This is a genomic window from Microcystis sp. LEGE 08355 (assembly GCF_015207185.1).
GTDB lineage: Bacteria > Cyanobacteriota > Cyanobacteriia > Cyanobacteriales > Microcystaceae > Microcystis > Microcystis panniformis.
Window position 1 is genome coordinate 1 of sequence record NZ_JADEXI010000036.1, and the last position, 16,754, is coordinate 16,754.

Here is a 16,754-nt window from a genome sequence, read left to right on the forward strand (position 1 = left end):
ACTAATCCCAGATGGTCTAGATTTTTGACTTCAATTTCTGTTGATTGATTCATGGTCGAACAGCCCACTGCCTAAGTTTTCCAACAATTCCTATTTTTTCATAATTAGGGGTCTCAATATCCCCCTAACGGCCACCGAGAAAACCTTCACCAGCTAAGTATTTTTACTCAAGTCTCTGGAGGGGGACAGCTTATGTGACAGTTGAGGGTGCGGAATGTGGGTTACAGGTTGTTGCTTTGAACTTATCGCAAGCTTATCAAAATTTCTTTGAGAAACGAGCTAGACTACCAAGATTCAAATCTAAACATGGTAAACAATCAATTAGCTATCCAGCTAATATTAAATTTGAGGGAGATTATCTAAAGCTTCCTAAAATTGGATTGGTTTATTGTGTTCGTCACCGGGAGTTGGCTCTTCTGGTTTCTGTGTGGAAACGAGTTTTATACTGATAGAATATCCGCAAAATAGTCCTAAAAGTTCTGCCCGATAAGCACTTCAGGATTCCATAAGCAAAAATTATCACACAAAGTCGAGAAGAGCCGGGAGTGTTGAAGGAACGATAAAAACTGTAACCGTGTCAAGAAATCCCGATGATAAATACTACGCTTCTATTTTAGTTGATGACGGATTAGATTCCGTGACGACATCAACGGATGGAAAAGCGATAGTAATTGATTTAGGATTATAGCGTTTCTGATTCACAAGAGGTACATTCCATATCCTGAACAGCTTAATCAGCAAAGGTTTAAGTGTGCCGCACAGATGCGAGAACCGCTATAACTCATTTTTGTATTACCAGCAATGGCAGTAAATATGATAACCCTAAACATTTTGCTAAACATCAACGTAATCTAAAAAGGAAACAACAGAAGCTATCCCGTAAAAAGAAGGGAAGTAACAACCGTCAAAAATCTAGACTTAAAGTAGCTAAAGTCCATTCTAAAATATCAAGATGTCGTGAGGATTTTCTCCACAAACTATCCCGTAAGATAGTTAACTAAAACCAAGTTATTGCGGTAGAAAACCTCAATGTTAAAGGCGTGGTACGCAATCATAATTTAGCTAAGGCTATTAGTGATTGTGGTTGGGGAATGTTTTGTACAATGCTTAAATACAAGGCAGAATGGGAAGGAAAAACTTATACCGAAGTTGATAGGTTTTTCCCTAGTTCTAAAACTTGTAATGTCTGTCTAAATCAAGTGGGTAGTTTGCCGCTTGAGGTTAGAAATTGGACTTGTGTGCATTGTAAAACAACCCATGGCCGGGACATAAATGCGGCGATAAATATCAGAAATGAAGCCTTACGGATATTATCGTTAGGAAAAGCGCGATACTGCCTATAGAGGGGATGTAAGACCAAAAGCTGGGCGTAAGTCCATCTTGAGGCAATCCCCCGTGAAATAGGAAGCTCTCAACGACCTTGAGAGTAGTTCACCGGTAGAATTGGGAACTATAGAGATGAAACCCGAAAGGGTGAATCAAGTCCTTGTTTAGAGGGAAACCCCTGATAAATTTCAGATTGCGTTGGAGGCAAAAATGAGAGCAATTTCCGAGCATCCAGTCAAAGGGGACTATTATCGGGCATCTTTTGCCATTGTTGTTCTTGGCAGCCGAGCTAGGTAGGGAGTTATGAGCGAAATATTGCTGGTAGAAGACAGCCAAACGCAACGGGAACTGATCTGTGATCTACTCCGCAATAGCGGCATCAAGGTCACGATCGCCACGGATGGGGTAGAAGCCCTCGAACATATTCAGAGAGCCAATCCCGATCTCGTCCTCCTCGATATCGTCATGCCCCGCATGAATGGTTATGAGGTGTGTCGTCGTCTCAAGTCGGATCCAAAAACCAAAAATGTCCCGGTGGTCATTTGTTCCTTGAAAGGGGAAGTCTTTGATCGCTATTGGGCCATGAAAATCGGAGCCGATGCCTACATTGTCAAGCCCTTTGAACCGATTGAGTTCATTTATACCATTAAACAACTGTTGCGCCGATAAAATCGCCCTCACCAGAGACAGTGTATCTATGGTATAGGTCAAGACAGCTAAAAACGCCGCCCGAATTATTAGTTGCAAGAGAACTAAACTCATGCTTAAGAACGCCGATTTTTTTACTGGTAACGCCCAAGATATCGCCCCCGACAATCAGGAATTAGAAACTCCCGTCGGTGAACTGTACTTGCGATTTTATCTACCCTCTCAGGAGGAGTTTGCCCTTAGTGCCGTGAGCATTGGCGAGGTAATACAGCAGCCACTCGATCGCATTACCCCCATTCCCAATGCTTCACCCTTGCTTCTCGGCACGATCAATCTCCGGGGTCAAGTGATCTGGGTGGCGGATCTCGGGCAATTTTTGGGGGATAGCAGCCGCTTAAACACCGATCGAGCCGAAATTCCCATAATTGCAATCAAAGAAGAGGAAACGATCCTCGGTTTAGCGGTGGAACGTTTGGGAGATATGGAATGGCTCGACCCAGATAAACTAGGTAGTGCCGCCAGTATTCCCGCTCAGATCGCCCCCTATGTGCAGGGGGAGTGGATTCTGGGCCAAGAATCAAAAAAAACCTTAGGACTACTCGATCATCTGGCCATACTCCGTTCTGCCCGTTGGGCGGCTTAAAACCTGAAAAAAATAGCAGAATAGGATTTATAGGAATTCTTTCTTGAAACTACTAACTACTTCATTTAACTTTACTAGGGGAGGGGCAAATGCCGTCAGGGACAGAATACGCAAAACTCTATAGAAAGGCTAACACCGCCTATTGCCAGGGCAACCTTGAGGATGCCGCCGTCATTGTCAAAGAGATGATCAGCAAGTATCCCGAGGATGCCAATGTCATGCTTTTACAGGGTCACATTCATCTAGGACTACAACAATACAGATTGGCGGAGGAACGTTACGAAAAAGTGCTGCAATTGGCTAAAAATTCTCCCAATAGCTCCGATCTAGTCGATTATGCCCAGCGTGGTCTCGATCAGATTCGGCAATTGCGTTTTGAAGTCGAGGAGGGAGATTTTACGATCGCTGCTACGGAAAGCATTGCCTACAGCGAGGCAGCTTTCGATCTAGGTCAAGGTTTTAACCATTCTCGCTCCTGGAAGTCGCAAGGGGCTGACCCCGATGGACAAAATAAAGGGCTGGATTGGAATAGTAGTCTTTTCAATGAGGAGGATCCCAGCGAGCCTACGGTAAGTAAAGTCCATTCCTATGACGATGATTTTGAGGAATCGGAGGAAACCGCCTTTAGTGTCCTTACCCTGCCGGGCCCTGGCTCTCACGGTTCCCAGTGGTCTAGCGATTCGGCGGAGGGGGAAGCCCCTTTCCCCTTTTTAGAAGCGGCGGAGATTGACTCGCTGGAGGAAGGGTGGGACGGTGAGTTAGGGTCAACGGGAGAAGCCACTTTTATGGTTTCCTCTGCTCTGGGGGGAAATCCCCTCACCGGTAGAGATCAGGAGTTATCCTATAGGGATACCCTAGAAGAAAGCACTTTTGCCATTGACCCGGAATCGACCCACCCACAAGGGGCAAAAACTGGCCCTAATCAGGGCAGAGTCACTCAAAAAAGAGACGAGGAAGACGAAACCGGAGATTTTGGGGAACCAGAACTCAATGATGAGGATTTAGACGGTTTTTCCCCACTGGCTCTGACGGATACGGTTCAAGGACTGGGGGACTGGGAGCTATTTACCCCTTCGGGGGGGGAAGCTTTAAGTGGTGGTTTTCTCCCCGAACCCGGTGCGCGCCTTAATGCCAGTTCTGGTGTGGGAGAGCCTAGTTTTAATCCTTCTCGTCTAAAAACCCCCAATGACAAAAGAGATAGTCATCTTACCCATGCTTCCGAGTGCTTGCTCAAGCCAGTGGTGGAAGTCAATCCGGGCAAATTAGGCTTTTTTGTCAACGCTTCTTTAGGCAAAAAACAACTAATCCTAGCGGCTTTAGCGGGTATTGCCCCTGTGATCATAATTTTTGCCGTTAGTACCACCTCTTGGCTTTCTACGCTCTTGGCTGCCAAACCAGCCCCGAATAGCCAGGCAAAAACCGAAAAGGTTGCCCCCAAACCGGCCCCGAAACCGCCAGCCTCAGCCAGTCTTTCCCCCTTCAGTCAACCGGTACTAACCATGATGTTATTAACTGGATTGGGAACCTTTGCCCTGACTTGGCTAGGTTTACAGTTGCTAATTAGTCAGATTAAGGGCAGTCTCAACGATCTGCAAAGCCAATTCGATCATCTCTCGGAAGGTAATTTTAACGCTAAAGCGACGATCTACTCGGAAGATGAATTCGGTCAACTGGCCAATCGTTTCAATCAGATGGCTCGGGTGGTGGTAACTACCACCACGGAAGCCCAACGCCGCGCCGCCGAAACGGAACGGGAACGGGAAGACTTACAACGGCAAGTGATTCGACTTCTCGATGATGTGGAAGGAGCGGCTCGGGGAGATCTGACCGTGGAAGCGGAGGTAAGCGCCGATGTTTTAGGGGCGGTGGCCGATGCTTTTAATTTGACTATCCAAAACCTGCGCGAAATTGTCCGACAGGTGAAAAAAGCGGCAAAACAGGTGAATCAAGGCAGTACCAATAGTGAATCTTTCGCCCGCAATCAGTCTAGCGATGCCCTGCGGATGGCGGAGGAATTGGCCGTCACCCTTAATTCGGTACAGATGATGACCGACTCAATTCAACGGGTGGCGGAAAACGCCAGAGAAGCCGAAGAAGTCGCCCGCACTTCCTCGATTACCGCCCTGAAGGGGGGCGATTCCGTGGAAAGAACCGTGGCGGGAATTCTGCAAATCCGCGAGACCGTATCAGAAACGGCGCGAAAAGTCAAGCGTTTGGCGGAAGCTTCCCAGGAAATCTCGAAAATTGTCGCGGTAGTCTCTCAGATTGCCTCGCGGACCAATTTATTGGCTCTTAATGCCTCGATTCAAGCGGCGCGAGCAGGAGAGGCGGGCCGCGGTTTTGCGGTTGTGGCCGATGAGGTGCGTCAGTTGGCCGATAGAGCTGCTAAATCGCTTAAGGAAATTGAACAGATCGTTTTACATATCCAATCGGAAACGGGTTCGGTAATGATGGCGATGGAGGAAGGGATTCAACAGGTTATCGATGTCACCGAGCGCTCGGAACAGGCGAAGAAGTCCCTAGAAGATATTATCCAAGTTTCTAACCGCATCGATACCCTGGTGCGATCGATTACCGCCGATACGGTTAAACAACGGGAAAATTCCCTCAATGTCGCCCAAGTTATGCAGTCGGTGGAGTTAACCGCTCAGGAAACTTCCCAAGAATCCCAACGGGTGGCGGGTTCTCTGCAAAAATTGGTGAGCATCTCCCGGGAGCTGCTTTCTTCGGTAGAACGGTTTAAGGTAGACTCAGAGGATGATCGATAATCGGTGAGCGCTAATCAGTGGGTTATTGATTGGCCGCTATCCCTCAAGATTGACCGCTAGAGTGAGTAAAGTTATGCCTAAACTTAGTCTCTGCATGATTGTCAAAAATGAAGCCGAAAATCTCCGGCGCTGTTTGGATAGCGTCAAAGAGGTGGTGGATGAGATGATCGTTATGGATACGGGTTCGACCGATGATACGATTGCTATTGCTCAAAGTTACGGTGCCATAGTTCCTAGCTACGATTGGCGGGGTAATTTTTCCGATGCCAGAAATGAGGCTTTAAAATATGTTACTGGCGATTGGATTTTAGTCCTTGATGCTGATGAGGAATTAAATGCCGCTATCGTACCGAAAATGCGTCGGGCAATGGAAAAAGAGGAAAATTTAGTGATTAATTTAATCCGCCATGAAATCGGAGCCGTACAATCACCTTATTCTCTAATTTCGCGGCTATTTCGCCGACATCCTCAGGTCACTTTTACCCGACCCTATCACTCAATTGTTGATGATAATGTGGCCATTTTATTAAAAAAAGAACCTGGTTGGAAAATAGTTGAACTGCCAGAAATTGCTATCTTTCACTACGGTTACACCGTCGATAAAATAGCCAGCTTAGATAAGTTTGAACGGGCAAGAAAAGCGATGGAGGGTTTTTATCAGCAACATCCTCACGATCCCTATGTGTGTAGTAAATTGGGAGGGTTATATCTAAAGATTGGCAGGGATAAAGAGGGTTTTAAGCTGCTCAAACACGGTTTAAAATGCCACGGTTCTAATCCACATATTTTATACGAGTTATATTATCATCTCGCTAATTATTATTATTCAGTGGAGGAATTTAAGCAAGCAGCCGATAATTTTATTAAAGCGATTAAGCAGCCAATTTTAGATAAATTAAAACTTGGTGCTTATAATAATTTAGGTGGGTTATTGTACGAAGCAGGAAAATACGAAACTGCCTTATCTGTCTTTGAGAAAACCGTAGAAATTGATCCTAGCTATGCCGATGGTTACTATAATTTAGGACTGGTTCTCAAACAACTGCATCGGCTACCAGAATCGATTAAAGCTTATAAAAAAGCTCTCAAGTTAAACCCCGATAATCCCACTATTTACCAAAATCTAGGGGTGGCTTATATAGCTTTCGGTAGTTATAATGAGGCGATCGAGATTTGGCAAAAAGGCCTACAATTATTGAAAGATCAGGGTAATGTCTCTCGCGCTGAAATGCTGCAAGAAACCCTAGAAGCTCTGGGAGCAAGTGTATTGAGGGATGAACAGTAACTGTTCACCGTTGTGGGCAAGATTGGGAGCAGCCATTGTACTAAAATTGCCAGCAGTTTAAATGCAGTACATCTGATTGCTAAAACCCTGTCTAGTCAACTCCTGTGAGGATTTTTCCGAATTAATTCTTAATAGGATTATCGAGGAGTTAGACGCTGAAGACTCAGGGGTTTTGATAGAAATCATCAAGAGATAATTGCTCGCCGTGTAATTGACCTTGACAAGAAATGCTATAATTTCCTAGCAAGGGGGGAAATTAATCCCTCTCGGTGTTGCCATCGCACAATTTTGTCGGTTGCTGGTTCTCGTCAGCTTGTCTGTCAAATATACCAATTCCAGTTTGAATCGCTGCCGTTATTTCAAGATTCAATGTTTCTGGCTGCAACGGAACTGAAAAATCAAATAATCTATTCCATCAAATCTTCTTACCTTGGACAAAAATAATGAAATTCGAGGAAATCCAAGAGATTCTTAATGGGCAACTGCTCAAGCTTGAGAATCGCTGTCTCAATGACACAGAACAATTATTATTGCGAGGACTTTGGCAGAAAAAGAACTATCAAGAAATTGCCCAAGAAAATGGTTATAGTAGCAGCTATCTTGCCAATGTAGTTGCCCCAGGACTCTATTATAGAGTCTCACAACTGATCGGAGAAACGATCAATAAAAAAAATTTTTTATCTAGACTACAATCTCATTTTACCAACTCTAAATCGCCTCAGTATCACAGTAGGGAATATCCCAAAAATGAGCGGCCAGAATACCCCGATGCTCCTGTTCTCTATAATTCCCCTTACTATCTGAAACAAACAAACCTTGAAGCAAAAATTATCGAGGAAATCGACCGCTCTGGGGCGTTAGTACGCATTAAAGCTCCTAACAAATGGGGAAAAACGTCTTTATTATTAACAATTTTAGAGGCTTGTCAACAAGAATTAGATTATCGAATTGTTAGGTTAGATTTACAAAAAGCAGACCGAGACGTCATCGCAAATTTTAACAAGTTCTTACGCTGGATTTGCCGTAATTGCGCTCGGCAGTTGAATTTAGAAGCCAAATTAGATGATTATTGGGATGAAGATATAGGAATTAAAATGAGTTGGACAATTTATTTTGAAGAGTATATTTTACGAGAGATAAAACAGCCACTGGTATTAGCTTTAGATGAAGTGCATCGAGTCTTTGAACATCCAAAAGTAGCGGAAGATTTTTTACCTTTAATCAGAGCTTGTTATGAAGAATCTAAGCGATCTCCCCTGTGGCAGAAATTACGTTTAATTATTGTTCAATCCACAGAATCTTATGTTTCTCTGCGATTAGAACAGTCTCCTTTTAATGTGGGATTACCCATAGAGTTACAGGGTTTTGATCAAGAACAAGTGGCAGAATTGGCAAAAAAATATCAATTAAATGAATTAGCAATCAACGAAATTCAACAGTTGATCGACTTAGTGGGGGGACATCCTGCCTTGATTCATTTAGCGATTTATCATCTTATCCAAGAGCGAATCACGATGCCAGATTTAATCAAATCAGCAACTACATTAACGGGGATTTATTCCTCTCATTTACAGCTTCACTGGGTCACTTTACAAAAACAACCCGAACTTGCCGATGTTTTTCAACAGATTTGTCAAGGTAATCAACCAATAATAGTCGATCCAATTATTGCTTATAAACTTAATAGTATGGGTTTAATTAAACTCAGAGAAAATAAAGCAATTGTCAGTTGTCAGTTGTATCAAAAGTACTTTATAAGTCAATATACTGGTTCGGTATAAATAAATTTTTGAACCATGGTATTAAGACAGCGATCGCTCAAGCCAATCATTATTAAATATCGTCTGATAAATCCGATTATGAACGTCCATTTTCCCGTGACGCTTTACCACTAATCCAGATAAAAATAACTCAGGTAAATAGGGATTGTTATCAATCTGTATTGCTTCTTGATGCAGGATTTGTCGATACAAGGTTAATAACTGGGGTCGGTTTGGACTTTGAAGAATGCGATCTTGAATGGTTTTTAAATGTTCGGGTTGATCCTGCATCTCCCAATCTTGAATAATTTTTTCTGCTACTAAGTTGGCCAACCATTGTTCTTCTTGATTAGAGGGGATTGGTTGCTCACTATCCCGCATCAGTTGACAGAGTTTTTGAGTTAAGAAAGGTTGTCCTCCCGTCCAGCTTAAGACTTGTTTGAGCATGGTCTGAAGATTACTGACTTTTTCTGTTAACCCATATAATAAAGGTTGGGCTTCGTGTTCTTTAAAACTTGCTAATTCAATAGCGTTACCAATATTAAAAGGTGTTTTCTGGGGGTCAGTAATTAAAGCTGAAGGTGTGGCAGCACCAAAAAAGGCGAAAGTTAGCTCTTGAGATTGAGGTTGAATCGCTCTCTGGTTATAAAAAGAACGAATTAAAGCAAAAAAGTCAGAGACATCAAAATTTAACCCTAGAATGCTATCAATTTCATCAATAAATATCACAGTCAATTGTTTAGATTTCCGCTGATTAAAATCGTCATTAACTAGAAGAAACTCTTCCATAAATTCTCCTAATCGTTGTACAGGAGGCAGGTCTAATTGTTCACTCCACCAAGCTTTAAAAGTTTTCAATTGTTTGATTAATCCAAAACTGCGGAGCAGATCAACTGCTAATCCTTTATACCATTGTTCGGGGGTAATATTATCTGTTCCTAGCCGAGTTAAGTCAATTACTGCACATCTAATTCCCTCCTTTTGTAATTGGCTAATCATCCGTACCATTAAGCTAGATTTTCCCATTTGACGTGCATTTAAAACATAGCAAAATAGACCTTGTTTGAGAGCTTTATAAAGATTGCGATCGGCTTGTCGAACCACATAATTCGGCGCATCCATCGGTAAACTTCCCCCCACTTGATAGACAAATTGGGGGGGGTGTTCAGCACTTTTAAGTAGGTCATTTTCAAAGATAAGTTCTGCTTGAGTTGCTTTCAGTACCTCTAAAGTATTTGTGAGTTCTTTAGTGCGTTCTTGCACTCTTTGTTCTAAGGTTTGATAGAGTCTTGAGTTATCAATAGAGATAGCAGCTTGAGCTGCTAGAGTATTTAATAGTTCAACTCTTTCTGAGGTAAATGCGCTAGTTGTTAAATTATTTTCTAAATAAACAATTCCTTTTAATTGGCCTTGATTGAGTAAAGGAGTACAAAGAATGGATTTAGTTTGTTTAGCCACAATATAATAATCATTGGTAAATTGACCTTCAGAAGTTGCATCATTTAAAACGATAGTTTCTTTTGTCCGAGCGACATAATTAATAATGCTAGTGGGTAAAATGGGAATTGAGTTATCATGGTCGATAGATTCTAGGGGAATTGACTCTAGGATATTAACCGTTCCCTTATCAATTGTTCCTTGAGCTTCAATGACCCAATTTCCTTGCTGTTCTAAAATCAGACAACCTTTCTGCGCTCCTGCATTTTCAATGACAATTTTGATTAAGTTTTGCAGAAGATTTTCTAGTTTAATTTCTCCAGAAATTGCTTGCGAGGCTTTGAGAATAGTGGTTAAATCAAGAACTGCTCCATCATTACCAGTAGCTGAAATAGTGGTACTCAGTACTTTAGATTTGTTTTGATTGCTGATGCCTAATAAATATTGAGGGTATTCTTCTTCTAATTGTTTAACTTTGGCTTTTGCGCCCCAACGAGTGTAACAATGATAGGCATTTCTTAAATAAAATTTCCCGATTTCTTCTCTACCTAAAGTAAAATAAAATTCAGAGGCACGTTCATAAGCTAAAGCCTCTTCATGGATAAATTCATATTTCTTGGCTCCTTGAATTGCTTTTTCATAAAATTCTTGAGCTTTCCAGTTTTGACCCAAGACTCTAGCTTTTTCTGCTTCGACTAAACAATATTTATGTTGAAAGTTTTCAGGACAGTGACTAGCATAATTCTTCAGGTGGTTTAAATTTCTATTAATTTGTTTTAATAATTCTTTTTGTTGTTCTCTATTACAACTAGGATAATAGGCAAGATGAGAAAGGGAGAAGAAAAAAATATGGTGTGGTTTGCCGATAAAGCCGACAATCGCTATCACATACTTATCTGCATACTGACTATTATTAAAAGCCTCGACATAATCTTTTAAAAAATAATTAATAAACATTTTGCCAAAATAGTAAATAAACAACAACCATTGATGATTATTTTTGGTAAAATCTTCTATATAATGTGCTTCTTGATCTTGGGATTGACCAATTAAAATAAAATATTTAGGTCGATCAATACCGATCAAATTAACAACCATATTGCTGCATATTTCTGTATAGTTACGAGAATAATCAAGGTTGAGAGATTGAATTAATTGGCTACATTTGTAATAATCTTGCTCTAATTCTTTTAGATTACATCCTCCGAAAAATTTGATTAAGCAATAATCTAAAGCCAGGTAAGAAACATATTCATTATTCCCCACATTGACAAGTTTTTGTAAACTATTCAGTAATTTTTCTAAGATTATTTTTTGATTAATATGCTCTTTCCAATACATAATACAGCCATAATACTCATGAATAATAAAAGCCTCTATTTGCGTGATATTATCCTTTTCTAAGAGTGCCATAGATAGTTGGCCAAACTGATAACCAAAATCTAAGTCTTCTATAATTCCACATAAAAGCACTCCATAGAGACTATAAGTAGCGGCCGCCTGAGGGGGATTGTTATAATTAAGGCAAAAATTAAGCTGAATTAATACAACTTCAACAAATAATGCAAAATTTGTTGTCGCTAAAGCAGTTGTCATCTTTTGCATTACTGAAATAGCGGCAAGTTTATAAGGATCGGTCATTTTCGGTAAGTAAACTAAGTCTTCAACTTTTTTATCTTGTAATAGTAATTTCAAGGATTTGGTTTGTTGCTTAATTTTATTTTTGATTTTTCTCTCAGTGACACCTTTTTGATTTTGATCAATCTTGATTCCCAATTTTTCTAAAGCAATAAGTGCGACATTAATAGCTATATCTGGCCGAAATTGAGCGTAATAGGACAAGATTTCTAGTTCATAAATTTTTACTCTATCAAGAATGTTAGTCACTTTTTCTAAAACATCTGTAGATAGCTCTTTCATGCGCTCCCACTGTGTATTCTGGTAGAGAGTTTCTAACAATTCTATCTGAATTTCTAACGTTAACTGATATTGATTTTTCCAGCTATTATTCCCTAACAACGCTAAACTTTCTTCTAAAAATATTAAGGCAACTCCATAAGCAGTTGAAGCTTTTGCTTTTTTCGATGCTTGAAGATTTAATTGAGCTAACTCATTTTTTTCTGATTGTTTAGTGATTAAAGTAGCTCCCTTATTAAAGTGATTAACAATATCAAAAAGGTGATTGTGTAAATCATCTTTTTGAATATTTTTGAGGAGGAGACGGCCAATCTCTAGATGAACTTCTCTTTTTTCTTCCTCTGATATAAGAGAATAAGAAGCTTGTTGTACTCGATCATGTAAAAATTTATAACAGACAGATAAAGAATTTTCAGCACGGTTGTTTGATAATTCTTCTAAATCTAACAGCAAAGGAACTTTATAGTTATTGTCTAGGGGAATAATCAAACCCATATCAAGAGCAGACTGTAATTCTCTAGCCGTGATAATTTGAGATTTCTGGTTGAGCAGAGCCAGAATTTTTAAGTTAAATTCATGGCCAATACAAGCAGCTAATTTGAGAACCTGTTGAGTTTTATCATCTATTTTTTTTATTTTATTGACCATCAATTCAATGACGTTATCAGTGATAGAGACCTTTTCAATTTGTTTTATATCCCATTGCCAATAACCTTGGGGATTATCTTCTGAGTTTAAAAAAGATTGACCGATGTTAAGTCTTAATAACTTTTCTTGGTATAAATAATAGAGAAGTTGACTGAGGAAAAAAGGATTTCCATTGGTTTTTTTGAAAACTAATTGAGCTAAAGGTTTTGTCAATTCTGTTGAACAAATCAGGGTATCAGCAATTAATTGATTAACATGATTTATTTTTAGGGGTTTAAGGATAATTTGGTTAATTGTGACTTTTGCTTGCTGAATTTTTTCTAAGGTGCGTCTTAGTGGATGAGTTGAACTGACTTCATTATCTCGATAAGCCCCTATCAAGAGACAATATTGAAGCTCTGGATCTGAAATTAATTGTTCAATTAAATTCAAAGAAGGTAAATCTGCCCATTGTAAATCATCAATAAAAATAACTAATGGATGCTCTTTTGTTAAAAAGACATTCATAAATCTTTTAAAGACTCTATGAAATCGATTTTGATTTTCAGTTTTACTAAGTGTTTCAACGGGATGCTGTTGTCCAATGATTTTGGCAACTTCGGGGATTATATCAATAATAATTTGTCCATTGCCATCTAAAGCTTCTAACAATTTTGTTTTCCAGTTTTGTAGAATAACTTCCGGTTCACTCAAAACTGTATATATTAAGTTTTGAAAAGCTTTAGCAATGGCTGAATAAGGTATGTCTCCCTGTAATTGCTCAAATTTACCCCGAATAAACTGGCCTTTTTGTTCTGTAATCGGTTTGTGAATTTCACTGACTAAAGCAGTCTTGCCAATACCTGAATAACCGGAAATGAGAATTATTTCTTTTGTTCCCTGAATAACTCGCTCAAATGTTGTCAACAGTTGAGTAATTTCTTGTTCTCGACCATAAAGTTTTTGGGGAATCTGAAACTTTTCAAAAATATCCAGTTTTCCGAGAGAAAAGGGCAATATTTGTCCTTGAGACTGTAATTGGTTCAAGCAGGTTTCTAAATCTGCTTTGATTCCCCAAGCACTTTGATATCTTTCTTCTGGGGGTTTCGCTAATAATTTGATAACTATATTAGAAATTGCTAAGGGAATATCTGAGGTGATTTCATGAGGAGGTAAGGGATGTTGTGCGATATGACAATGAACTAACTCCATCGGATCAGTTGTTTCAAATGGACGTTTATTAGTTAAAAGTTCATAAAAAGTTACCCCCAGACTATAAAAATCACTCCGATAATCGAGTTTTCGATTCATTCTTCCAGTTTGTTCTGGGGCAATATAAGCTAATGTTCCTTCTAATTGATAGGGAGAACAAAAGGTTTGAGTTTCTTGAGATAAATGGGTAGCAATTCCAAAATCAATAATTTTAAGTTTTTGAGTTTGCCGATTATAAACAATGTTAGATGGATTAATATCTTTGTGAATAATATTAGCGTTATGAATGGCCGCTAATCCCTCTGTTATCTGAATGGCAATGATTAAAAATTCTTCTGGGCTTAATTGACTTTGAGATAATAATAAATCTAAAGATTGCCCACCAAAATCTTCCAAAAACATGACTAAACTATTCTCATGTCTTTGTAAATCATAGGACTTAATGGTACTATCTACCTTGAGAGAGGAAGTAATTTCATATTCCTGTTTGTAGCGTGTAAGGTCTGAAACACTTGGATAATTTTCTTTAAGAATTTTCAGAATAGTAGGTTGATTATCTGGCTGTGTAGTTCCTCGATAAACCAACGTTTTGTTACTTTCATATATTTTTTCAAGGATCTGATAGTTAGTCATCATAATATTTTAACCCAGTAAGCCATAGTATAAGCCCATGTTTAAAGTTTAACACTTATTCTATGGCTAGGCCAGGTCTTGTGATGGGTATTTAATTAGGTACAAGTTGTTGGAAGATAAGGAACTGGTGGAAATGGATCCGTAATTACTTGGTTTGGATCACTCATATTTACGGGGCTTTTTAACCATTTTTCCAGTTCTTCCGGGGGATTATCTAAATCAATATTCTCGGCACTGGGTTTAGGAGGATAGGGCAGTACCATGATAAAGTAAGGTCCTTCTTGTTCAACAGAAGGTTGAGGAATTTCTTGGAGACTCCCTTCAAAGGTATCCCATTTGACTTGAATGAGATAATAATCGATTTCTTCCTGATCAAAAATTGCTCCAAAACTATTATCTGGAAACCAAGGTTCTAACAAATCTCCTTTTTTTCCTGTCAGTAAATCTACCATATATATATAGGTCGGACTTTGGCGTTCAAAATCATTGCTTTTGAAGTCGAGAAATATCTGCCGTATTTGTCGAGCCTTTTCATGTTCTAGCCAAGAAATAGCTACGAGTTGAGCCAATTTTTTGCACTGTTTGATGATTCGATTATAATAGCTATGTGTAGTCTTTAACCCATCTGAATCTGACGCACGGGAAGCTTTAAAAGCTTTATTGGTATCGGTACTAACAACAAAGCTGTTTAATTGCTTGATACTTTGAGATGTAATCATGAGCAGAAACTCCTTTGATTTGAAGATTTGTGGAAAAAATAGAGACGCTAAATGATGGCTAAACTCTGTAAAAAAAATTTCGTTAAGAGGCTAAACCATAAAATCGTTGAGGATTTTCCCAAACGATTTTTTTAACGATCTCCTGAGATAAGTTGTCTTCAAGTCCTATAACTTTTTCTACCCCATCAGCCTGATGATCCATGTGAGGATAATCAGACCCAAAGATTAAGTTATCAGAACCGATAAAATCAATGACCTGAGCCAAACAGGGTTCAGAGGGTTCCACTGCAATGTAACACTGACGGCGAAAATACTCCGATGGTAGTAATTTTACCCGATCTTGGACTTCCCAATGTAAATTTTTGTATTCTTCGTCAAGCTTCCATAACCAATAGGGAAGCCAACCACACCCGGACTCTAGAAACGCCACTCTCAGCCTCCGATGACGTTCTAACACCCCCCCTTCAATTAAGGCTAACAGTGCCATCATTTGTTCCATCGGGTGAGAACAAGCATGAAGCGCAAACCGACTATTAAATCGCTCTGCACCAGTGGTGGGTAAGCGGCTATGAGTGCCTTCATGAATTCCTACAGCCATGTCCAAATCCTCGCAGGCCGCCCAAAAGGGTTCATAGGCTCGATCACTCAAAATTCTGCCTTTAACGGGGTTAGGGCGCAAAAAAACCGCTTTCCAGCCCACGTTTGCGCTGCGGTGTAGCTCTTTGACCATATCTTCGGGATCATGTTGATTGACTGCGGCGACTCCTTTCAGTCTGGCCGGGTCATAGCTACAATATTCTTCAGACAACCATCTATTATAGGCACGGACAAAAGCCCCCATCACTTCGGCGGGTAGGCTATCAATGGCAAATAACCACAGTCCATAGGTAGGATAAATAAAGGCCCTATCTACCCCCATTTGTACCATTGCTTGAACATGGGACTCTGGGTTATAGCGATTGAGATAAGCGTGGGGATGAGCTTGCCTCATCTGCTTATTCCCTTCTGCTTGGACTTGTGGGGAGATTTTTTGACTAATCGGTTCTCCTTTGATTTTCATGTCAGCAGAAGGAGCAAATTCCCTAAATTTAGGTTCTAGGTATTGGCCCCACATTGCGGGGGGTTCAATGACATGGGAATCAGCATCAATAATTTTGTACCCGTTGAGCATAGAGGTTTTTTGGCAATTTTCTACCTAAATTATATTTGATTGGGAAAAAGCGATCGCTTTTTTGCTGCTTTTTTTTCATCCCCTAAAACTCCATGGATTGATTGGGTTAAACTTGATACAACACTTTATTAAACTTAACGAATGGAAGCGATTGAATTTAAAATGATTCTTCATCATGGCACAGTTGTCATTCCCCCTGAATATTCCTCTAAGTGTGAAGGTAAGGCGATTCCTGCGATACTTTGCGGGGTGAAGTCATTCCCTTGATTTCCCCTCGTCGTGCTGCAAAACAAGAGAGAAAAACTTATGAGAAAGGAATATGATTTTTCTAAAGGAAAACGAGGGGCGCTCATTTCCTCTCAGGGAAAAACACGCATTACCATTTATCTAGATGATGAGATTCTAGCTTATTTTCGAGAACAGGCTGAAACCGCAGGAATGGGTTATCAAACCCTAATTAATGAGGCTTTAAAACAATAGCTCTCTTGCATAAGTCTAGACAAAATAGGATAAAATAGTCCAAGAGTTAAGATTGAAAGATGACTTACGAACAAGTAAAAACTTTAAAGCCAACAGAGTTCAAACGCTTGTGTGGCGTGTATCCAGAT

Annotated in this window: 8 protein-coding genes and 2 pseudogenes; 7 read left to right on the top strand and 3 right to left on the bottom strand. The window is 39.9% G+C overall.

The features are described from left to right. Positions 1-293 precede the first annotated feature (293 nt). The 6 genes and pseudogenes from IQ242_RS03375 to IQ242_RS03400 all read left to right on the top strand — a co-directional run. A pseudogene (locus tag IQ242_RS03375) lies at positions 294-1,404 on the top strand (RNA-guided endonuclease InsQ/TnpB family protein); the annotation flags it as partial. A gap of 225 nt (positions 1,405-1,629) precedes the next feature. Further along, positions 1,630-1,995: a PleD family two-component system response regulator gene (locus IQ242_RS03380; protein WP_002785387.1), complete on the top strand. Its 366-nt coding sequence runs from the start codon at positions 1,630-1,632 to the stop codon at positions 1,993-1,995. A gap of 91 nt (positions 1,996-2,086) precedes the next feature. Further along, positions 2,087-2,617 carry a chemotaxis protein CheW gene (locus tag IQ242_RS03385; protein ID WP_193959033.1) on the top strand — a complete coding sequence of 177 codons (531 nt, stop codon included), beginning with the start codon at positions 2,087-2,089 and terminating at the stop codon, positions 2,615-2,617. A gap of 89 nt (positions 2,618-2,706) precedes the next feature. Beyond that, positions 2,707-5,385 carry a methyl-accepting chemotaxis protein gene (locus IQ242_RS03390; protein WP_193959034.1) on the top strand — a complete coding sequence of 893 codons (2,679 nt, stop codon included), beginning with the start codon at positions 2,707-2,709 and terminating at the stop codon, positions 5,383-5,385. 73 nt (positions 5,386-5,458) lie between these two features. After that, the gene (locus IQ242_RS03395) at positions 5,459-6,670 is read left to right on the top strand and encodes a glycosyltransferase (RefSeq protein ID WP_193959035.1); all 1,212 of its coding nucleotides are present in this window, start codon (positions 5,459-5,461) and stop codon (positions 6,668-6,670) included. A gap of 443 nt (positions 6,671-7,113) precedes the next feature. Continuing rightward, entirely contained in the window at positions 7,114-8,451 is a 1,338-nt protein-coding gene (locus IQ242_RS03400) for an AAA-like domain-containing protein (RefSeq protein WP_193959036.1), read from the top strand. Positions 8,452-8,472: 21 nt separating this feature from the next. Here IQ242_RS03400 and IQ242_RS03405 read toward each other — a convergent pair whose 3' ends face one another. The 3 genes from IQ242_RS03405 to IQ242_RS03415 all read right to left on the bottom strand — a co-directional run bounded on the left by IQ242_RS03405 (position 8,473) and on the right by IQ242_RS03415 (position 16,146). After that, a complete protein-coding gene (locus tag IQ242_RS03405) occupies positions 8,473-14,256 on the bottom strand; it encodes an AAA family ATPase (RefSeq protein ID WP_193959039.1) in 5,784 nt (1,927 codons plus the stop codon). Between the two features lie 95 nt (positions 14,257-14,351). Beyond that, complete coding sequence (locus tag IQ242_RS03410) at positions 14,352-14,975, bottom strand: hypothetical protein (protein WP_193959037.1); 624 nt, start codon at positions 14,973-14,975, stop codon at positions 14,352-14,354. Positions 14,976-15,057: 82 nt separating this feature from the next. Beyond that, entirely contained in the window at positions 15,058-16,146 is a 1,089-nt protein-coding gene (locus tag IQ242_RS03415; RefSeq protein WP_193959038.1) for an amidohydrolase family protein, read from the bottom strand. Between the two features lie 306 nt (positions 16,147-16,452). Between IQ242_RS03415 and IQ242_RS03420 the strand changes: the two are divergent. Continuing rightward, positions 16,453-16,623 (top strand): annotated as a pseudogene (locus IQ242_RS03420) (BrnA antitoxin family protein); the annotation flags it as partial. Between the last annotated feature and the right edge of the window lie 131 nt (positions 16,624-16,754).